The sequence below is a fragment of the Pseudomonas sp. UBA4617 genome (assembly GCF_002386445.1).
In the GTDB taxonomy this organism is placed as follows: domain Bacteria; phylum Pseudomonadota; class Gammaproteobacteria; order Pseudomonadales; family Pseudomonadaceae; genus Aquipseudomonas.
In genome coordinates, this window is the sequence record NZ_DGIR01000010.1 from 52,356 (window position 1) to 72,765 (window position 20,410).

Sequence of the window (20,410 nt, forward strand, 5' to 3'; positions counted from 1 at the left end):
GGTCTGGGCTTCCTTATTCGATCATTTCGGTCTGGCGTTCGACCGGGTCGATCAGCACAGCCTTTTTCTGGCGGACCAGCAGGTCGAGGATTTCGTCCTGGCGCTCACCCAGCACGCCGTTGAGGCTGATGCCGCTGGCCTTGCGCGGGGCGAGCATGGACACCTTGTACAGCTCGACCGACAGCGGCGAGTCGATCGACAGCGGGCCGGAGCCGTTGGCAGCCAGTTCGCCACCGACCAGGATCAGCGACACCTTGGTGTCGAACGGGTCGAGGGCAATGTCACGGTCGGTGTCGGACAGGTCCTTGATGTGGCCGTACACACCCACCAGGCCGTTGGCCATGGCGATGTTCTCGTACAGGCGGATGTTCACGCTGTTACGCACACGGATGCCGTGGCGGCGGTTGTTGACCAGCTTGTTGCCCCAGATCAGGTTGTCGCCGCTTTCGTACAGGGTGATGCCGTCGGTGTGGTTGCGGTAGATCTCGTTGTAGGCAATCAGGTTGTTGACGCTGTTACGGTCGATCACCACGCCGGAGAGCTTGTTGTCGTAGCTCTTGTTGTTGATGATCCAGCTGTCGTTGACCTCACGCGAAATGATGATGCCGTGCTTCTTCTTGGTGCCGTACACGGTGTTGCCGGCGATGATCAGGCGGTGCGAGCGGTCGTGCGGGTCGATGCCGTAGACGATGTTGTCGCGGTAGGTGTTGTCCTTGATCACGAAGTCCTGGGTCTCGTAGCAGTAGAAGCCGTACCACATGTCGCTGAATTCCGAGCCGATGATCCAGCCGGTGGGTTCCGGGCGGCCCATGCGCTTGGCCATGTTCGGCGTGTACTGCGAGATACTCACGCCGTACGACTTGGACTTGGCATAGCCGAAGCTGGCCATCTTGCTGTTGACGATGTAGGTCTCGGTGCCACCCCACGACAGCAGGAACGGGCGGAATTCCGTGGGCGAGCGGAAGGTCGCCGGGCCGTTGTCCTTTTCGCGCCAGCCAGTCACCTGGGTGTCGGTGACGAACAGCTTGCCGTCGTTGACCAGGAACGAACCGCCCTCCTGGGACAGGCGCAGTTGCTTGACCTTGCCGTCGATCTCGAGGATGCCCTTCTGCCCGACCACGATCGGCAGGCGCGCCAGGTAAATGCCCGGCTCGACTTCGCTGAGATACTGCCTGGGTACCTTCTTGCTCAGCTCGACCAGGTCGACATGCCCGTCATCGACGAAGATCGCCTGCGGAATGCCATGCTGGCGCTGGACCCACTCGGCCGCCTTGTTGTCGCCACCGACGAACTCCTTGAGGGTGTTCTCCTGGAACATGCGGCGCAGGCTGACCTTGCCCTTGTGACGGCGGTCGATCTTCTTCTGTACCGCCTCGGCGGTGTAGCCGGTCAGGTCGGGCAGCTTTGGCGGGTCCATGTGCAGTGGTTCGACCGGGGCACTGGAAACCGTGTAGGTCTTGGCCTGCTGCAAGCCTTTGGCCGTCGTCGTCGGCTCGCTGGCGACGGCCAGGCCTGCGGCCAGCAGCAAGGCACTGGCCAGCAGGCTGTGACGTAGGTGCGGGTGAAGGTTCATAACGGTAAGTCCCCTACCGGCCTCAGAAGCGCCAGATCACGTCGACAAAGGCGCGGTGCATGTACGAGTCCGCTTCCTTGCCGTAGGCGTCGCCCGGCTTGAACACGCCGGCACGCAGGCGCACCAGGGCGGATGGTTCGTCGATGGCCTGGCTCATCGAAGCCGGCAGCAGGCCTTGCTTGAAGTACTTGGTCACGACCACGTCCATTTCCTGGCCCAGGTCTTTTTCGCCATCGACCAGCGGGCGATTCACGCCGTTGTCGTTGACCACCGCATTGATGCCGCTGGAGCCGATGTTCTGGCTGTCATCGACACGCCAGAACTTGTGGTAGATGAAGCTGGCGTCGTAGTCATCGCGCAGCTGCCAGGAGGCGAACAGGGTGGCCGCCTGCAGGTTGCCCAGCTCGCCACGGAAGGCTTCACCGAAGCGGTGCACGCGCGAACGGGTACCGGTGTAGTTGGAGCGGTTGCTCTCCAGGCCGGTCTGCTCGTAGTTGCTCGAACCGTCGTCGCCGCCGCCGCCGCTGCCGCGGGCGTAGGCCGCACCGACCTGCCACTGCGGGTCGAGGCGCACGCGGATGCCGAGGTCGGTGGCCCAGGCGTTGACGTCGCCGCTCTGCTTGCCGGTGGCCACGCTCTGGTCGCCCACCACCTGGCTGCTGAGGGTGTCGCGGTCACCGGTCAGCCAGGTGACACTGCCCCAGTAGTTGACGGTGTGGTCGTTGCGCCAGTTGTAGGCATCGCTGTTGGCTTCCAGGCCCAGCCAGGTCAGGTCGCCGGTGCGGGTCTTGTCCAGCGCATCGACGGTTTCGCCCGGGTTCTTCAGGCTGCCGCCGTCATGGGTGTGGTGGGCACGTACGCCGACCCAGTGGCCAGGGGTCCATTGCGTGGCGACGTTGCCATAGACGTGCGTGCGGTCCTTGTCTTCCGGAGCCAGCTCGGTGAGGTCGGTACGGTATTCGCTGAAGCGCTGGGCCACGCCCAGGTCGGCCTTGAGCAGGGTGGTGTCGAAGGTCCAGTTCAGCGCCTCGATATTGGTGTCACGCCACATGCCGTCGTCGCTGCGCAGGCGCTGGCGACCGAAGCGCAGCTGCTCGCCGGGGTAGGCGGTGAGGCCGCTGTAGCCGACCCAGAATTCGCGCATGGCCAGGTAGCTCTTGTCCTGCTCGCGGCCGTCGGCGGCGGTGTCGGTGGTGGTGCCGTCGTCGTTCTGGCGCAGGGTATCGGTTTCGATGGTGTCGGTGGCAGTGACGGCCTGGCCCATGGCATAGGCGCTCCAGTTGCCGCGCTCGCCGTATACCCAAGGGCGCAGGTCGAGGCCCAGGCCACTGACGTCGCCGTCAGAGCGGGTACCCAGGTCGCGGTCGTCTTCCGACTGGCCGGTGATTTTCACATCAAGGCCGAAGTTCTTTTCAGCGGTCATTTCCGCCAGGGTCGGGCAGGACCACAGCAGGGCGAAGCTCAGGCCGATGCCAGCTTTCACGAAGGGATTGAGCGTCATAGCGAGTCCTCACCGGTTACTTCTTTTTCGTCGTCTTGCAAGGCTTCGATGGCCAGGGTGCTGTTGGCGCCCAGGTTCATGCTGCCGCGGGCCTGCTTCTCTTGCGCCAGCAGGGTCTGCGCCTGGCTGCGCTGGTCAGGCGTGAGTTGCTGGTCGAGTTGCTGCAACAGTTCAGCGGACTGCGGCGTCGGGTTGGCCTGGGCCAACTGGGCGAATACCCAGGCATTGCCCGGTTGCGGGCGAATACCGTGGCCTTCGCTGAACAGTTGGGCCAAGGCATAGTCGGCGCTGTTCTGGCCGCCACGGGCGGCGGCCAGCAGGTGGTCGACGGCCTTCTGTGGCTCGACGTTGCCGAGGTAGCCACGGCGGTACAGCTGCCCCAGGTAGTAATGAGCGCTGACTTCGCCAGCGTCGGCGGCGGCCTGCAGGTGTTGCTCGGCTTTTTCCGCATCTGCAGGCAGGGTCTTGCCTTCGTAGTAGAGGCGGCCAAGCAACAGTTCGGCGCGAGGCTGCTCGGCTTCGCGGCCCTTGTCGATGTAGGCCATCAGCTGGTCGGTATCGCCCAGCTCGGGGAAGTCGTACACCAGCTGCGCCAGGCTGACCCAGGACCCCGGGTTGGCCGGGGCTACCTGCTCGAGCAGGTCCTTGGCAGTTTTCTCGTCGGTCTGGCCCAGGCTGCGGTCGGCCAGGACACGGGCGACGCTGTCGACCCGGGTGGCCGGTACCGCGCCGCGGGCGTAGGCAGCCTTGAGCTGGCCGAGCAGGGCAGCCTGCTGGTCGGCCTGGCCACGCTTCTGGTACACGGTGGCCAGTTCGACGTAGCAGATGTCGGTGGCGGCGAGCGCGGCCTTGCAGATTCTTTCCACGTCGCCCAGGTGCTGGTCATAGGTGCCCTGGGTGCGGTACAGCAGAATCTGGGCCAGCCCCGCTTCCGGGTTGCCGGCGGCACGCCACTGGTCGATCTGCTGCTGCGCATTGACCTTGGGGAAGCTCTGCGGGTAGCTCAGGTAGAGCATCGCCAGCGGGATCAGGGTGTTGCCTTCGCCCTGCGCGGCGGCTTGCTTGAGCAGGGTCTCGGCTTCCTCGCGCTCGGCCTGGGTGCTGTCGGGCTTGGCCACCAGAAGGCGGCCAAGGCGCGCCTGGGCCCGCGGCGAGGTCGCTGCCGCGGCGCGGTAAGTGGCCTCGGCTTCCTTGATTTTCGCCGGGTCGCGGGTGGCGACCTTGATGTCAGCCAGGCCCACTTGCGCTTCGCTGTAGCCCAGGTCGGCCAATGCCTTGTAGTTGCGCTCGGCCAATGCCGTGTCACCGCGCTTCATGGCTTCGTTGGCCAGGCGCTGGTCAGGCAGGCCGGCACAGCCGGCCAGGGTGATGGCTGCAGCCAGGGCACACAGGCCCAGGCTGGCGCTTTTCTTGTGGGGAATCATACGGCGATCCTCTTACAGCCCACGGGCCATGGCTTTGTCGATCAGCCAGTTCAGCGAAGGACCGCGGTCGCTGTTGACCGAGGCCGGACGCCCGGCGAGCTCGGCGGGCAGGGTGCTGTCGGGCTTGATCTGCACACGGATGTCGGAGGCCAGGTCGTCGCTGTTGAGGCTGGCGCTGCTGACGATCTGGCCGGTGCGCACTTCGTCTTCGCCGGCCACCTGGAAGTTGACCCGGGTACCTGGCTTGACCTCGTCGAACTGGCGATAGCTGAAACGCGCCTCGACCATTGGGTTGGTGGTGCGCGGGATCAGCTGGAAAATCGGCTGGCCCTTGGCCGCGTACTGGCCGTTGTCCACCAGCTGGCGGGCGACCACGCAATCACAGGGGCTGGTGAGGGTGCCGGACAGCTGCTTGCCGAACAGTTCCTCGATCTTGGCCGGCTCCAGCTGTGCGTCTTCCAGGTTGCCCTTGAGCATGTCCAGCATGCTGGTGGTGAAGGTGGCCAGTGGCGCACCTTTGCCGATCATCCCGCCGTTGTCGACCAGACTGCTCACGGTGCCGTCGCGTGGCATGGTGATGTTGGTGGTAGGCACCGCCACCACGCCGGCTTCGGCGTGGCTGACGAAGTACATGCCATACAGCGACTTGGCGATAAAGCCGAAGGCGGCGACGCCGACCACGAACACACCGAGGGTGACGGTGACTGCCTTGAGGCGGCCGAAGGCGCTCAGGCCGCTGCCGCCGTCCTTCTGTTTGCGGGCCTTGGTGAAGTTGTCGCGTTGCAGGGTGCTGAGCACGTCGCCGACGCTGATCAGCTCACCCGACAGGTGCGTGGTGATGATGTGCCGCAGCGTGGCGATGTCGCGTGGTTCGAGGTTCTGGAACTGCGCGCCGGTACGGCCGCTGTCCGGGTGGTAGGAGCGCACCTGGAATTCGATATCCATCGACAGACCGAGGTTGTCGACCGTGAACTGCAGCCGTCCGCGCAGCACGTCACCGACCGACAGTGGTTGCTTGGTGTGGAAGCTCAGGCCACCAGCGGAGAGGTCGTCGACCTTCACATCGTGGGCCTGGCGCTGGGCGTCGAGGAAACGCAGCTTGGCGGGGATGCGAACCCGGGCATGCTGACGCTGGGCTTCGGACTCATGCACGACGTTGACGTTCACGGCGGTATTCATGTGGTTTGTTCCTGTTAGTTCCGATCCGGGTTGGGCTCACACGACCATGAACAGCACAGCAACGAAGATGCTGGCAGCCGAGAAGGTCATGGTCCGCGAGGACCAGGTGTTGAACCATTGTTGAAAACTGGCGAGGTCACGCTTGAGGGCAGTGGGCTGACGCGTCCAGGACTGCTTGTCGAGGCGGAAGAACACGTAGATCTTCATCAGCGCGCCGACGATCTGGTTGTAATAGAGAATCAGCGGGTAGGCCGGGCCGACATTGTGGCCGGAGCACAGCAGCATGATGGTAAGGATCAGGCGGGTGATGCCGATCCACAGCAGGTACACCAGCAGGTAGCCCATGCCGAACTTGAGGCTGGCGATTACCGCCACGGTCAGGCCCAGCAGGCTGGTCCACATCGACACGCGCTGGTCGAACAGCACGATGCTGGTGAACAGCCCCAGGCGCTGCAGGCCCAGGCCCAGCGCCCGGGAGTTCTGCCGCAGGTTGTTGCCGTACCAGCGGTACATCAGCTTGCGGCTGGCCTTGAGGAAGCTCTTCTCCGGCGGGTGCTCGACCGTGTTGATGGCGGCATCCGGCACGTAGAAAGTGTCGTAACCCAGGCGCATCAGGCTGAACCAGCTGGACTTGTCGTCACCGGTGAGGAACTTGAAGCGGCCCAGGCGCCAGTGCATCAGCGAGTCGCTTTCGACATCGGCGATGAATTCCGGGTTGGTCACCACGCTGGCGCGGAACATCGACATGCGTCCGGTCATGGTCAGCACGCGCTTGGACAGGGCCATCGAGCACATGTTGATATGACGCTGGGCGAAGCGCAGCTTGTGCCACTCGCTCATGATGTAGCCGCCACGCACTTCGCAGAACTCGTTGGTGGTCAGGCCGCCGACGTTGGGGAACAGCTTGAACCACGGCACGGTCTTGCGGACCACGCCGTCGCCCAGCACGGTGTCACCGTCGATCACCGCTACCACTGCGTTTTCATCCGGCAGCATGCGCGAGATGGCACGGAAGCCATAGGCCAGGCCGTCACGCTTGCCGGTGCCGGCGATGCGCACGATGTCCAGTTTGACGTGAGCTGGCGGGTTGTATTTGGCCCACAGGCTTTTCACCAGCAGTTCGTCCGACATCTCCACCAGCGAGCAGACCACGGTAGTGGGGAAGCCACAGTTGATCGCCTCGCGGATCACCGAACTGTACACCTGGGCGGTGGTCAGGGCTTCGATACGGAAGCTGGTCACCATCAGGTACACGTGCGACGGGTCGGCGGCACTGCCCATTTTCTGCACCTTGCGACGCAGGTACGGGTACACGCCGTAGAGGAAGATCATGCCGCGAATGAAATGGGTGGCGCCCATGGAATAGCGCCAGATGCCGACTGCGCCGACCAGGAAGATGAAGTGCTTCGACTGCGAGTCGAAGATATCGGCTGGCAGGGCCAGGGCGATCAGCATGAGCAGGCTCATGTAGAGCAGCCACCCGGCGCACTGCAACAGCACTGTCTGGAGCCTTTGCATGTTCAGCATCCGTCGAGAATTCGGGAAAGGGTGGGCGACGCAGCTGCCACCGTGGTGGCCAACAGCTGCGCCGCCGGTCCAGCTGTTACCAGCAGATGCCTTCGGTACGGCTGGTAGCGCAGGTTGGCTTGCTCATGAAGCCGACCAGGTCGATCACGTGCTTGCCGGCCGGCGCTTGCTCGGCAAGAGCGCGGAACTGCTCGTCACGGTTGCCCAGGACGATGATGTCGGCGTTGTCGATGACCTTCTCGAAGTCGGCGTTGAGCAGCGACGACACGTGCGGGATCTTCGACTCGATGTAGTCCTTGTTGGCGCCGTGGACACGGGCGTACTGGACGTTCTCGTCGTAGATATCCAGTTGGTAGCCCTTGCCGATCAGGCGCTCGGCCAGCTCCACCAGCGGGCTTTCGCGCAGGTCGTCGGTGCCGGCCTTGAAGCTCAGGCCAAGCAGGGCAACCTTGCGCTTGTCGTGTGCTTCGATCAGCTCGAAGGCGTTCTGCACCTGCGATTCGTTACTGCGCATCAGCGAGTCGAGCAGCGGTGCGCGGACATCGAGGCTGGCGGCGCGGTAGGTGAGGGCGCGCACGTCCTTCGGCAGGCACGAGCCGCCAAAGGCGAAGCCAGGGCGCATGTAGTACTGGGACAGGTTGAGCACCTTGTCCTGGCACACCACGTCCATCACTTCACGGCCATCCACGCCTACAGCCTTGGCGATGTTGCCGATCTCGTTGGCGAAGGTGACCTTGGTGGCGTGCCACACGTTGCAGGTGTACTTGATCATCTCGGCCACTTCGATCGGCTTGCGGATGATCGGTGCATCGAGTTCTTCGTACAGCGCTTGCAGGATGTCGCCGCTGGCGCTGTCCAGTTCACCGATGACGGTCATTGGCGGGTGGTCGTAGTCCTTGATCGCGGTGCTTTCGCGGAGGAACTCCGGGTTCACTGCAACGCCGAAGTCAACACCGGCCTTCTTGCCCGAGCAGTCTTCGAGGATCGGGATCACCACGTTCTTCACGGTACCCGGCAGCACGGTGCTGCGGACCACGATGGTGTGGCGGCGGTCGCTGTCACGCAGCACGTAGCCGATTTCGCGGCAGACCGACTCGATGTACTCGAGGCCCAGGTCGCCGTTCTTCTTGCTCGGGGTACCCACGCAGATCATCGACACGTCACTGGCACGGATGGCTTCGGCGAAGTCGGTTGTGCCGCGCAGGCGGCCATTGGCGATGCCTTGTTGCAGCAGTGCTTCCAGGCCAGGTTCGACGATGGGCGACTTGCCCTGATTGATCAGGTCGATCTTGGTGCTGGACACGTCCACACCGATCACTTCATGGCCTCGCGCCGTCAGGCAGCCTGCACAGACTGCACCCACATAACCCAAACCAAAGATGCTGATACGCATCGCTATCACCTCATGTGTTTATCACGTCGACATCTCCGCAGAGAGCCGGACTGGGTTGATTAACAACAGTTTTCAGGCGCACGGATACATGGCGAATGCACACTTCGCCGAGCGCAGGCAAAATAAATCCGGAGCGCAAAAAGTCATGCACTCAAATGTGGCAGTAAAAAGCCATTAATTAAAAAACGTGCCCTGGAATGCAGCCGTCTTTATTGCAATGCGCTACATGGCGCGTTGCTGTGCTTGTTTTTTCAAGTGGATAAATCCTTTGAAATCAACCACTAGGACGAATTGTAAGGGACGCGTCTCTCCTGCATGGACAGGGGGCTCGGGGTGTGCCCGTTGTACCTGTCGAAGTTATTAGGGCGGGTAGTGGATACCTGCCGTTGTCATCTGTAAGTCATCTCGTACAGCCCGGGGGCGGGAAAATCGTTACGGCACTATGAGCGATTCGGCGTAGCAGAAGTTCCGGGTCGGTTTGGACCGGATGAAAGATTTCTAAATATTTTTTCAGTGGCGGGTAGATTTCAATCTGATAGCACGCAGGTGTTTCGCCCCGATATATAAAGGGCGAAACTGTTGCGAGATATTTTTTTGCCAGCATCGAAAAAAATTTTCAAAATTAGTCAAAAAAGGTACGAACGGTCTTATGGCGGTTGGCGATTCCACTGCGGGTGATGGTTTTTTGACGTCGAACAAATGACATGCTGGCAATGTGAAGCTGACTGTGGACCGAGGCGGCGCGTCAACACATACCGATACACATTATGGCCACATGAAAGCTAAGGCTTTTGTCGCGTTGGCCGTTACCCCCTCTGGACGCTCTGCGGAGCTGTTCATGAACGAAGGAGCGTCTTGGGCAGCCTCGGGCCACTGGCCACCGAAGGCGTCTCATCCATTTATCACATGGAAGAGACTAGAGAACGCCAAATGAAGAAGACATCGCAAATCCTGATCGCCAGCGGTTCCTTGTTGCTGGCTGGCATGGTGCAGGCGGGGCCAAAGGTAGATGTAACCGTTAAAAATCAGGGGACCGGCACCATGGTCCTCAAGCTGGTCACCTCCAACGAAACCAGCACCTATCAAATTGCTAATCCTCGGCCAGCTCAGCAGATCGTCCCTGGCGCTGTCGACGCTTTCGGCGTGCAGCGTGTCGTCAGTCCCAATGTCAACGCGGCGATGGTGCGTTACACGATGGGACCCAAGACTTGCGCTTTCGGAACCACCTTTCAGATGCGCCTCATGCCGGGCGGGATCATGAAACCCGAATGGACGAAAACCGCCACTCCAAGTGGTGGCGCTAACTGCACTGCCATTATTACCGGCACTGCCGCTGATCACTCATGGCGAGTGGAATTCACTATGAAATAGGCATTTCGACTGAAAGGAGGTAACCGCTTCGTCGCCAGTCTGCAGCGAAGCGGTGTTGGCCTATTTGTAGAGTTTGCTTAACCCTGGGTGGGTATATGGAAATAAAATACACAGGTGTGCCGGTGCGTAGTGTGCACGCTTTGACGGCGCAGGAGAGCTCGAAGGCTATCGGGCAACTGGTGGATGTGGATAATTTTTTTGAATTGGACAGTGCAGATCTTTCTTCACTGGCCACGGCGCTAAGTGCAGCCGCAGAGCGTGCAAAATTACGAGATAGCCAGATGTCAAGAAGCGACCTGGCCGCGTTGGCGGCCAAATTAAGCGAGCGGCTTTTTGGCTTGGGTTATGAACTCGGTAAGCTCGCCCATGATGCTGAGATCCCCGCTACAGACGACCCTGAATGGCTTGTCAGGGCTGCGCAAGCTACTGATTTTATTAATGGAAAGGCAAATAATCCGTTTGCGCTGCTAAGTCAGGAACAACTGAGTCTTATCGCTTACGATGAGGGCGGAACGTTCACGGTCAATGAGCGAAAAGCTGCAGCGATGGAAACGAGCAGGCGTTACTGTGAATGGTCAGTATATATTTGCAGGAAAATGGATGCGGAGCGACAGAGTAACGGCAATAGTGCGGAAAGTCTTCAAGAAATATTGTCTTATTATCGCGGTCTGCCGGCAATCGAAGAAGCGCAGTTTGGCAACTATGAGGTCGCGATAATGATGCAGTTGAATGCAACGGAGATCGATTGGCCTGAGTTTAACGTTTCACTGGTCGACATGGTTGCCAACAAGTGGCCTGAACAAGAGCGTACTGCAGCTAATCTGGAGCTGGATAATGAACCCTCTTCGTCTTGAGTCAGTACAACGCTCGATTGGCGGTCAGGTGATTCTCGACAATGTATCGATTTCATTTGCTGAAAGTCAGTCCTGCGCCATCACTGGCCCCTCCGGTTCAGGCAAAAGCACGCTACTAAACCTGATCGGCCTGCTCGACCAGCCCTGCCGGGGGCGGCTGGTACTGGACGGTTGCGACATGACGCATGCCAATGCTGATCAACGCGCGATCACCCGAAACCGCCTGCTGGGTTTCGTGTTCCAGAGCTTCAACCTGCTACCTCGTCTGACCATTCTCGACAATGTCGCGCTGCCGCTGAGTTACCGGGGCATTGGTCTGGCCTCGGCAAGGCGGGCTGCGACGCTGCAGCTGGAAAAAGTCGGTCTGGCCCAACGTGCCCGGAACTGGCCCGCAGATCTATCCGGTGGCCAGCGCCAGCGTGTTGCAATCGCCAGGGCGCTGGTCACCGCGCCGCGAATTCTGCTGGCCGATGAGCCCACCGGAAACCTTGACTGCGAAACGGCCCAGGCGATCATCGGGCTGCTCTGCAGGCTGAACCATGAGCAGGGCATGACCTTGCTCATGGTCACCCACGACCCAGCCATGGCGCAGCGCATGCAGCGGCGCCTGCTGGTACGTGACGGTGGCGTCTTCGATGCCTGAGGCCTATGGGCCAAGCTGGCCGCAACGCATCGGCGAGGCATTGGGTAGCTTGCGGCAACTGGGCGCCAGAGCCTGGTTGGCACTGTCGGGCATAGCGATTGGCTGCGCCGCGCTGGTGGCTTTGATGAACATCGGCCATGGCGCCGCGCAGCATGTCCAGCCGATGTTCCAGGGGTTGGGCAGCGACTTGCTGGTGGTGAGCCTTGAAGGTGCTACCGCGCCGGGCGGCACTTTGGGTCTGGAAGCAGAGCCTTGGCCATCTGGCATTCGAGCGGCGGCACCTTTGGCAACCGCAGTGCAGGCGCTGCAAGTCGGCAGGCGTGGCCGAATACCTCCGCAAGGGACGCGCAACGCTGGGTGCAGGTCGAGCCGCAGCCGCTGGAGGTGCATCTGGGTTTGGTTGGCCGGCTTCAGGCAGGCCGCCAGATGACCCTCAGTGCCCCCTTCGATGGCGTGCTGGCTTCGCTGCTGGTAGCTGAGGGGCAGCAGGTGGTCGCCGGGCAGCCATTGATGCAGCTGGACACCACGCAGCTCGATATCCAGCTGCGCCAGGCCGAGGCCGAGCGCCTGAAGGCCAAGGCATTGGTCAGCCAGTTGCGCGGCTGGCAGGCTGGCCCGGAGGTCGCTCGTAGCCTACGTACGCTGGCGGTGGCACGCGCCACGTTGGCGGCTGGCCAGACGGCGCTGGATGAAACCCGACGGCTGCTGGACCGAGGTATCGTTGCCCGTATGGAAGTTGAGAGCCTGGAACAGTTGCAGCAAGCACAGCGGCAGGCGGTGCTGGACGCGCAGCAGGAGCTGCAACTGACCCAGGCCCGGGGCCAGGGGGATGCGTTGAAGATTGCCGAAATGGAACTGGCAAACGCCGAAGCACAGTGGCGGGCGTTGCGCGCAAGGCATGATCTGAAGGTGGTAAAGGCGCCGTTTGCCGCCCTGTTGGCCCGTGCCGCCGGCAGCGCAGCCACGCCTGGCCCACTTCAGGAGGGCCAGGCGCTTGTTCAGGGGATGCCACTGCTGACGTTGAGTGGTCTTGAGCATTTGCAGGTGGCTGCCAAGGTGGCAGAAAGCGACCTTGGCGAACTGCGCGAGGGCATGGAGGTGCAAGCCTTCATTGCAGGTCACCTGCTTGCCGGGCGCCTGGCGCAGATTGGCCTGCAGGCGCGTGACGATACCGGACAAACGGCATGGTACGACGTACGGGTTGACCTGCAACTGCCTGAAGGCGCCACACAGCAGCGCTTGCGCCTGGGCATGAGTGCCCGCTTGGCGGTGCTGATACATCGCGAAGACGCTGCGATGGTGGTGCCTGCCGAGGCTTTGCAGGAGGATGAAGCGGGCAGGCAATACGTGGTTTATCGTCAGTCTGCGCAACAGAAGCCGCGAAGGGTTGTGGTCAGGTCGGCAAGGGCGGTGGTGCAGGGGCTGCAGGTGGACGGGCTGGAGGCAGGGTTTGTACTGCTACCGTAGGGCCGCCGTGCGGCCCTTTTCGCGGGTAAACCTGTTGCCTCGGCCTTGCGTGCAGCGCAGTACCGGTGGGGGCGGGTTCAACCTCGAGACGGCCGTTACAGGATCACTCGGAAGGATGATCGCGCAGGAACACCAGGTGGTCCGCTTTCGACTGCTCGGCACTGTAGTAGTAGCCCTGCACATCGAACTGCTTGAGTTGTTCCGGGTCGCTGATGCGCCGCTGGATCACGAAGCGGCTCATCATCCCCCGTGCCTTCTTGGCGTAGAAACTGATGATCTTGTACTGGCCGTTCTTCCAGTCCTTGAAATCGACGTTGATCACCCGCGCCTTCAATGCGCTGCGTTTCACCGCGCTGAAGTATTCATTGCTGGCGAGGTTGAGCAGCACGTCGTCGCCCTGCTCGGCCAGGGCCTGGTTCAACCATTCGCTGATGCGCGTGCCCCAGAACGCGTACAGGTCCTTGCCGCGGGCATTGGCCAGCTTGGTGCCCATTTCCAGGCGATAAGGCTGCATCAGGTCCAGCGGGCGCAGCAGGCCGTACAGGCCCGAGAGCATGCGCAGGTGCTCCTGCGCGTAGTTGAAATCGTCCTCGCCCAGGCTCTCGGCATCGAGGCCGGTGTACACGTCACCCTTGAACGCCAGCAGTGCCTGCTTGGCATTGGCCGGGGTGAAGTCCGGAGTCCAGCTGCCAAAGCGTGCGGCATTCAGGCCGGCGAGCTTGTCGGACAAATGCATCAGTTCGCTGATCTGCGCTGGCGACAGCTCGCGCAGTTGCCGAATCAGTTCCTGGGAGTCGTCCAGGTATTGCGGCAGGGTGTAACGCTCGGTCACCGGTGGGGTGTCGTAGTCGAGGGTCTTGGCGGGGGAAATCACCGTCAGCATCGGGTCGGCTCCTGGCATCGTTGGCCGGGAATTCTACGGGCTGGGCGGTACAAGTCCAAACTATGGCGACGATAGTCACAGACCATGCCCGGTGCAGGCGCTATAGTGCGCGTTTCGCCGTTGCGGAGCCTTCAACCGTGCGCATTGCCTCTGCCTTGCTGGCCGGCCTGCTGAGCCTGGCCGTGCAAGCCGCCCCATCACCCCAGGTAAGCCTGGACCGCAGCCTGTGGCCCGAGCAGCTGGACAGCCCGGCGCTGTTCGATGTGGCTTCGCGGGCGGAAATCCTTTCGTTCGCCCAGGTGCTGCACGAGAGCGAACTGCTGGACGACGCGGCATTGACGAGCCGGTTGGCGCTGCGGCAGATAAACATGCAGAAGGTGCGCCTTGTAAGGGCGCGCATGTGGCAGCGCTTGTGGCAAGGCTATCAACAGGCGCAGCGCAGTTGCGAGCAGGACGCATCGTTCTGCTACCCGGTTAGCTCGATGGCGGAGTTACGCACCCAAGCGGCGACGTTCGCTGCAGATGTAGGCACGTTCTACACTGGTTGGGTCGAGCCCAGCCACCAGTTCCATGTTCAGTACCTCGACGAACAATTGCGCAAGGCTGCCTTGCTGCCACAGACCAGCAGTGAGGTGGAGCGGCTGTCGGCGCGCGAGCGCAATGGTGATGAACTGAATGACCGCATGTTCCTGCTGACCTTCGTCGGTGGGCCCGGGCCGCAGGGCGGCACGACCGACCAGCTCACCGATTACCTGCGTCGACAGAAGCTTGCAGGGACGTTTTTCGTGCTCGGCAACCGCCTGCAGCAACGCCGCGACGCCGGCGCGGCGACCGCCTTGCGCCAGCTTTATGGTGGCCAGTGCGTGGGCATCCAGGGCTGGGAATATCGCTCCCATGCACAGTGGACGGGCTGGCAGGACTCGCTGCGGCGCAGCCAGGCGCGGGTGCAGGCCGACCTGCCGCAACAGTACGTGCCGTTGTTCCGGCCACCTTATGGGCAGCGCCGCGCCGACGGCGAGACGTTCATGGCCAGCCAGCAACTGCGGGTATCGTTGTGGGATATCGATGCTCAGGATGATGGAGCACTGACGGCGCAAGCCTCGGCGCAGCGGGTGCTGACCTTGATGCTGCTGTGGCGCAAGGGGGTGATCCAGTTCCATGACAGCCTGCCCAAGGCGCAGCCGGCAGTGGACTGGTTGCTGCGCAATACCGCGCAGAGCGGTATCGGCTGGGAAGGCTGCCGCGAGTATGGGTACCGCGAACCGGGGGTGTGACTTCTGACTGTAGTCCCCTCTGGCGCTGCCGCCAAGGCCCCTTCGTCATTCGGCAAAATAAACTTCAAAAAGTCGTAAAAACGCTTTTTCCGGTCATGGTTTTTGCGGTATGAAGAAACCAGACAGCCGATTCCTGCAGCACAGGTGGCGTCATCCAGGCCCACCTAGCCAGGTTCGCTTCCCGCCCGTAACAACGCGGATACGGGGAGAACGGCAGTCACTCTGCGGCGTAACAGAGCACGCCGTGTGGCTTCGACATAAGGTGACCGAGTATGGATGACCAAGGACGCAACCCTTCCTCCAGCAAGCCAATCCTGTATGTGCTCGATACCAACGTCCTGATTCACGACCCCAACGCGTTACTCAACTTCGAGGAGCACCATGTCGCCATCCCGATGACGGTGCTGGAGGAACTCGACAAGCTCAAGGCCGGCAAACAGAGCATCGCTGCCGAATGCCGCCAGGCCATTCGCCTGATCGACCAGACCCTCGGTGACGCCTCGCCCAGCGATGTCGAGCAGGGCGTGCCGATCCAGCGTGGCAAAAGCGGGCCCAAGGGCTTCCTGTCGATCCTGATGACCCCGCGCAACGAGCCCAATAAGCTGCTCCCGGAAAACCTAAACGACAACATCATCATCAACCAGCTGCTCGAAGTACGGGCCCGGCGCACCGACCTGGACGTGGTGCTGGTCACCAAAGACATCAACATGCGCCTGAAGGCACGTGCCTGTGGCATCGCGGCCGAGGACTACAGCACCGACCAGTTGGTCGATGACGTATCCTTGCTATCCAAGGGCTACCATTCGGTCAGCGGTTCGTTCTGGGACCGGGTGAGCAAGGTCGATACCCGCCAGGAGCGTGGCCGCACCTGGCACCGGGTGCAACTGACCGACAACCTGCCGGCGGTGCATGTCAACGAGTTCATCATCGACGAACAGGGCTTCGTCGGCTGGATCAAGGGCATCCGCAACGACGAGCTGCTGTTGCTCGACCTGCACCAGGAGCCGCTGCTGCACCAGGAGGCGTGGGGCCTGAAACCGCGCGATATCCACCAGAGCCTGGCGCTGTTCGCCTTGCTCGACCCGGATATCCACCTGGTCAACCTGACCGGCGCCGCCGGTTCCGGCAAGACCATCCTGGCGCTGGCCGCGGCCATCGAGCAGACCATGGTCAGCAAGCGCTACCGGCGCATCATCGCCACCCGCAGCGTGCAGGGGCTGGACCAGGAGATCGGCTTCCTGCCGGGCACCGAGGCGGAGAAGATGGAGCCCTGGCTGGGCGCCATTACCGATAACCTCGAAGCCTTGCACATGGATGACGAAAGCACCCATGGCAGTGTCGAGTACATCCTTGAGCGTGTGCCGTTGCAGTTCAAGTCGCTGAACTACATCCGTGGTCGCAGCTTCCAGCAAAGCCTGATCCTGATCGACGAGTGCCAGAACCTGACGCCGCACCAGATGAAAACCATCATCACCCGTGCCGGCTCCGGTTCCAAGGTGGTCTGCCTGGGCAACCTGGCGCAGATCGACACCCCCTACCTGTCCGCCACCAGCTCGGGCCTGACCTACCTGACCGAGCGCTTCAAGGACTTCCCTCATGGCGTGCACATCACCCTGCAGGGCGTGCCCCGCTCGGTGCTGGCCGAGTACGCCGAGTCGCACTTGTAAAGCCATGCGGCCGGGCAGTTCGCTGCCCGGCCTTTTCATGGGCGCTCCGGCGGAGAGGCCGATCCAGTTGGTGCAGCCCCCTGCTCAAACCTGACCCACAGGTTTACACTGCCAGTTCCCTTCACAGGAGCAGAGCAGTGCTGACACATCTTGATTCCCAGGGGCGGGCCAACATGGTCGACGTCACTGAAAAGGCCGTGACCGAGCGCGAGGCCAGCGCCGAAGCACGGGTGCGCATGTTGCCGCAGACCTTGCAGATGATCGTCGACGGCGAACACCCCAAGGGCGACGTGTTCGCGGTAGCGCGCATTGCCGGGATTCAGGCGGCGAAGAAGACCAGCGACCTGATTCCGTTGTGCCACCCGCTGATGCTGACCAGCGTAAAGGTGGAACTCAACGCCGAGGGGCAGGATGCCGTGCGCATCGTTGCCCGCTGCAAGCTGGCCGGGCAGACCGGCGTGGAGATGGAAGCGCTGACCGCTGCCAGCGTAGCCGCGCTGACGATTTACGACATGTGCAAGGCTGTGGACAAGGGCATGGTCATCGAGCAGGTGCGCCTGCTGGAAAAACTCGGTGGCAAGAGCGGCCACTACAAGGTGGAGGCGTGATGAAGGTCAAGGTGATGTACTTCGCCCGTTACCGCGAACTGCTGGGCCTGGATGTCGAGCGGGTGGAGGGCGCGTTCAAGGTGCTGGACGATGTGCGCCAGGCCTTGGTGGCCAAAGGTGGGCAATACCAGGTGCTGGCCGAGCAAAACCTGATGTGCGCGCGCAACGAAGAGCTGTGCAAGCTTGATGAACCGCTGGAAGAGGGCGATGAGGTAGCGTTCTTCCCGCCGGTGACCGGAGGCTGAACATGGCAGTGCGAGTGCAGGAGGGCGCGTTCGACCCAGGTGCCGAAACCAATGCCATGCATGCGGCCAATGTCGGTGTGGGCGCGGTGGTTGCCTTTGTCGGCTATGTACGGGACTTCAACGATGGCCGGGAAGTGGCAGGGATGTTCCTTGAACACTACCCAGGCATGACCGAAAAGGCCCTGGGCAAGATCGTGGTCGAGGCCGAGCAGCGTTGGCCGTTGCTCAAGGTCGAGGTGCTGCACCGCATCGGTGCGCTGGAACCGGGTGAGCCGATCGTCTTCGTCGGCGTGGCCAGTGCCCACCGTCAGGCGGCGTTCGATGCGTGCAACTTCATCATGGACTACCTGAAAACCCGGGCGCCGTTCTGGAAGAAGGAGGACACCCAGGAGGGGCCGCGTTGGGTCGAAGGGAAGCAGAGTGACCAGGATGCTGCCGGGCGCTGGTAGATCCTTGTTTGATGGCCGGGGCGGAGCCCCGGTTCGCGGGTGAACCCGCTCCCACAGGTATTGCACAGGTCCGAAAGCTATGCAGTACCTGTGGGAGCGGGTTTACCCGCGAAAAGGCCGGTACAGGTCAGTGGTGCTTGCGCGGCACCGGCTTCAACAGCTCATCCGGCGGCATCTCGCACTTGATCTTGCGTCCCAGCAAAGCTTCGATCGCCGGCAACTGGTAGGAATCATCCTCACCGGCAAAGCTGATCGACACACCACTGGTACCGGCACGGCCGGTGCGGCCAATGCGGTGCACGTAGTCGTCCGGGTCTTCCGGCAAGGTGAAATTGATCACGTGGCTGATGCCGTCGATGTGAATGCCACGCCCGGCGACGTCGGTAGCCACCAGCACGGTAATGCGCCCTTCGCGGAAATTCTCCAGGGTACGGATTCGCTTGTGCTGTGGCACGTCGCCCGACAACTGGGCGGCGTTGATGCCGTCGCGCACCAGTTTTTCCTCGATGCGCCGCACTTCGTCCTTGCGGTTGGCGAATACCATCACCCGTTCCCACCTGTTCTGGGTCACCAGGTTGTACAGCAGCTTGTATTTGTCGCTGCCGGCCACCGCATAAACGTGCTGCTCCACCGTTTCGCTGGCCACGTTCTCCGGTTCGATCTCGACGATGGCCGGGTTGGTGGTCCACTGTTTCGCCAGGTTCATCACGTCGTCGGTGAAGGTGGCGGAGAACAGCAAGGTCTGGCGCTCGCTTTTCGGCGGGGTCTGACGAATGATCTGGCGAACCTGGGGGATGAAGCCCATGTCGAGCATGCGGTCGGCTTCGTCCAGCACCATGACCTCGACCATGTCCAGTTGCACCTCGCCACGCTGGTTGAAGTCCAGCAGGCGGCCGGGCGTAGCAACCAGGATGTCGCAGTGGCGCGCTTCCAAGGCCTTGAGCTGCTTGTCGAAGTCCATGCCGCCGACGAAGCTCATGACGTTGAGGCCGGTGTACTTGGTCAGTGCAACGGCGTCCTTGGCGATCTGTACCACCAGTTCGCGGGTGGGGGCGATGATCAGCGCGCGCGGTTCACCCATGTAGCGTTCCTTGGGCGGAGGCGTCTGCTGCAACTGGGAGATGATCGAGATCAGGAACGCAGCAGTCTTGCCGGTACCGGTCTGGGCCCGGCCAATCGCGTCCTGGCCACGCAGGGTATAACCCAGCACCTGCGCCTGGATCGGCGTGCAGTACGGGAAGCCCAGGTCGTGGATGGCGTGCATCAGTTCGTTGGACAGCTTGAAGTCGTGGAAGCGGGTCTTGCCTTCCTGCGGCTCGACCACGAAGTCTTCCGGTTTCCACAGGCTGGCCTGCGGCTTGGGCTTGCGCTCGCGGCGCGGTTTGTCCTTGGCCGGCTTGTCGGCGGCCGGCGCAACGACAGCAGGTTGTTCAGCCTTGGGCGTAGGGTTGGCGCGAGGGGCGGGCGTTTTTGCCGCCGGCCGGGCCTCGCTGGCAGGCGCAGGCGCCGCCACGCTGGCAGCAGGAGCGGCGGCCTGTGGCGCGGCGTCTCCCTTGCCGAATATTTTCTTGAGTGCCTTGAGCACGATCGTCTCATCAACTGGTTAAGGAATGTACGCCGGCAGTGTAAAGCAAGATTCGGGCGCGGCGTAGTGGCTTGGGCTTACAACTACAGATGGCTTCTGCTTATTGCAGTTGCCTGGCCAACCAGTCGTGGATATCGCCCAGCTCTTCTACCACCACTTCGTGCTCCATCGGGTATTCATGCCAGCGGGCGGCAACGCCCCAGGTATCCAGGTACTCGAAAGCGGTGCGGCCCATGGACGGGATCACCACCGGGTCGTGCACGCCATGCAGACACAGGGCGGGGGTGCGTTGCTGGCAGGCGCTCAGCTGATGCTGGTCATTGAAGGTCGGCGCATAGGTCGACAGGGCAATCACGCCACCCAGGGCTTCCTGCCACTTTATATAGGCAGTGTGCAGCACCACTGCGCCGCCCTGGGAAAAACCGGCAAGGAAAATTCGCGACAGGCTGACACCTTTGGCTTGCTCGGCCTTGATCAGGGCAATCACTTGTTCGGCCGACTCCTCCAGCTGTGCCTCGTCGATGGCACGGGCAGGGGTCATGGCCTTGATGTCGTACCAGCTGGGCATGGCATAGCCGCCGTTGATGGTCACCGGGCGGGTGGGGGCCTGGGGCATGATGAAGCGGGTACTGAGCAGGCGCTCCTGCATGAATTCGGCGACTGGTAGGAAGTCGTAACGGTCGGCACCCAGACCGTGCAACCAGATCACACAAGCGTCTGCGGTTTTCTGCGGTTCGAGAATCAGCGGGTTGGTCATGACTGCTCCG

General features: G+C 62.0%; 19 protein-coding genes. 10 read left to right on the forward strand and 9 right to left on the reverse strand.

All coding sequences use genetic code 11. The features are described from left to right. Window positions 1-13 precede the first annotated feature (13 nt). From algG to B4L76_RS03645, 6 genes are all read right to left on the reverse strand, one after another. Window positions 14-1,573, reverse strand: coding sequence for a mannuronan 5-epimerase AlgG (gene algG, locus B4L76_RS03620; RefSeq protein WP_296230564.1), 1,560 nt, complete (start codon window positions 1,571-1,573; stop codon window positions 14-16). A gap of 22 nt (window positions 1,574-1,595) precedes the next feature. Then, entirely contained in the window at window positions 1,596-3,074 is a 1,479-nt protein-coding gene (locus B4L76_RS03625; protein WP_296230566.1) for an alginate export family protein, read from the reverse strand. Further along, window positions 3,071-4,498 (reverse strand): alginate biosynthesis TPR repeat lipoprotein AlgK, encoded by a 1,428-nt coding sequence (gene algK, locus B4L76_RS03630; protein WP_296230567.1) that lies wholly within the window; start codon window positions 4,496-4,498, stop codon window positions 3,071-3,073. The genes B4L76_RS03625 and algK overlap by 4 nt, the downstream gene beginning before the upstream one ends. A gap of 12 nt (window positions 4,499-4,510) precedes the next feature. After that, entirely contained in the window at window positions 4,511-5,677 is a 1,167-nt protein-coding gene (locus B4L76_RS03635) for an alginate biosynthesis protein Alg44 (RefSeq protein WP_296230569.1), read from the reverse strand. A 36-nt stretch (window positions 5,678-5,713) separates the two neighbouring features. Beyond that, window positions 5,714-7,195 (reverse strand): glycosyltransferase family 2 protein, encoded by a 1,482-nt coding sequence (locus B4L76_RS03640; RefSeq protein ID WP_296230570.1) that lies wholly within the window; start codon window positions 7,193-7,195, stop codon window positions 5,714-5,716. Between the two features lie 85 nt (window positions 7,196-7,280). After that, complete coding sequence (locus B4L76_RS03645; RefSeq protein ID WP_296230571.1) at window positions 7,281-8,597, reverse strand: nucleotide sugar dehydrogenase; 1,317 nt, start codon at window positions 8,595-8,597, stop codon at window positions 7,281-7,283. Window positions 8,598-9,527: 930 nt separating this feature from the next. On the opposite strand from B4L76_RS03645, the gene B4L76_RS03650 reads away from it, so the two are divergent. The 5 genes from B4L76_RS03650 to B4L76_RS03665 all read left to right on the forward strand — a co-directional run bounded on the left by B4L76_RS03650 (window position 9,528) and on the right by B4L76_RS03665 (window position 12,932). After that, the gene (locus B4L76_RS03650; protein ID WP_296230572.1) at window positions 9,528-9,968 is read left to right on the forward strand and encodes a hypothetical protein; all 441 of its coding nucleotides are present in this window, start codon (window positions 9,528-9,530) and stop codon (window positions 9,966-9,968) included. A 95-nt stretch (window positions 9,969-10,063) separates the two neighbouring features. After that, a complete protein-coding gene (locus B4L76_RS03655; RefSeq protein ID WP_296230573.1) occupies window positions 10,064-10,822 on the forward strand; it encodes a hypothetical protein in 759 nt (252 codons plus the stop codon). Continuing rightward, window positions 10,803-11,465: an ABC transporter ATP-binding protein gene (locus B4L76_RS03660; RefSeq protein WP_296230574.1), complete on the forward strand. Its 663-nt coding sequence runs from the start codon at window positions 10,803-10,805 to the stop codon at window positions 11,463-11,465. The genes B4L76_RS03655 and B4L76_RS03660 overlap by 20 nt, the downstream gene beginning before the upstream one ends. Further along, window positions 11,458-11,895 carry an ABC transporter permease gene (locus tag B4L76_RS24270; RefSeq protein ID WP_414707157.1) on the forward strand — a complete coding sequence of 146 codons (438 nt, stop codon included), beginning with the start codon at window positions 11,458-11,460 and terminating at the stop codon, window positions 11,893-11,895. The genes B4L76_RS03660 and B4L76_RS24270 overlap by 8 nt, the downstream gene beginning before the upstream one ends. Next, window positions 11,892-12,932, forward strand: a complete 1,041-nt coding sequence (locus tag B4L76_RS03665) for an efflux RND transporter periplasmic adaptor subunit (protein WP_296230575.1) — start codon at window positions 11,892-11,894, stop codon at window positions 12,930-12,932. The genes B4L76_RS24270 and B4L76_RS03665 overlap by 4 nt, the downstream gene beginning before the upstream one ends. 103 nt (window positions 12,933-13,035) lie before the next feature. Here the strand turns inward: B4L76_RS03665 and yaaA are convergent, their stop codons facing one another. Beyond that, window positions 13,036-13,815 carry a peroxide stress protein YaaA gene (gene yaaA / locus B4L76_RS03670; RefSeq protein ID WP_296230576.1) on the reverse strand — a complete coding sequence of 260 codons (780 nt, stop codon included), beginning with the start codon at window positions 13,813-13,815 and terminating at the stop codon, window positions 13,036-13,038. Window positions 13,816-13,952: 137 nt separating this feature from the next. On the opposite strand from yaaA, the gene B4L76_RS03675 reads away from it, so the two are divergent. The 5 genes from B4L76_RS03675 to moaE all read left to right on the forward strand — a co-directional run bounded on the left by B4L76_RS03675 (window position 13,953) and on the right by moaE (window position 18,058). Continuing rightward, the gene (locus B4L76_RS03675; RefSeq protein WP_296230577.1) at window positions 13,953-15,089 is read left to right on the forward strand and encodes a polysaccharide deacetylase family protein; all 1,137 of its coding nucleotides are present in this window, start codon (window positions 13,953-13,955) and stop codon (window positions 15,087-15,089) included. A 272-nt stretch (window positions 15,090-15,361) separates the two neighbouring features. Next, window positions 15,362-16,756, forward strand: a complete 1,395-nt coding sequence (locus B4L76_RS03680) for a PhoH family protein (RefSeq protein ID WP_114170545.1) — start codon at window positions 15,362-15,364, stop codon at window positions 16,754-16,756. 137 nt (window positions 16,757-16,893) lie between these two features. Beyond that, window positions 16,894-17,364, forward strand: a complete 471-nt coding sequence (moaC, locus tag B4L76_RS03685; protein ID WP_296230578.1) for a cyclic pyranopterin monophosphate synthase MoaC — start codon at window positions 16,894-16,896, stop codon at window positions 17,362-17,364. Continuing rightward, the gene (locus B4L76_RS03690; protein ID WP_296230601.1) at window positions 17,364-17,609 is read left to right on the forward strand and encodes a MoaD/ThiS family protein; all 246 of its coding nucleotides are present in this window, start codon (window positions 17,364-17,366) and stop codon (window positions 17,607-17,609) included. Before moaC ends, B4L76_RS03690 begins: the two co-directional genes overlap by 1 nt. A 2-nt stretch (window positions 17,610-17,611) precedes the next feature. Then, window positions 17,612-18,058, forward strand: coding sequence for a molybdopterin synthase catalytic subunit MoaE (moaE, locus tag B4L76_RS03695; protein WP_296230579.1), 447 nt, complete (start codon window positions 17,612-17,614; stop codon window positions 18,056-18,058). A gap of 127 nt (window positions 18,059-18,185) precedes the next feature. On the opposite strand, the gene rhlB is transcribed toward moaE, so the two are convergent. Then, a complete protein-coding gene (rhlB, locus tag B4L76_RS03700; protein WP_296230580.1) occupies window positions 18,186-19,643 on the reverse strand; it encodes an ATP-dependent RNA helicase RhlB in 1,458 nt (485 codons plus the stop codon). 100 nt (window positions 19,644-19,743) lie between these two features. After that, window positions 19,744-20,400, reverse strand: coding sequence for an alpha/beta hydrolase (locus tag B4L76_RS03705; RefSeq protein ID WP_296230581.1), 657 nt, complete (start codon window positions 20,398-20,400; stop codon window positions 19,744-19,746). Between the last annotated feature and the right edge of the window lie 10 nt (window positions 20,401-20,410).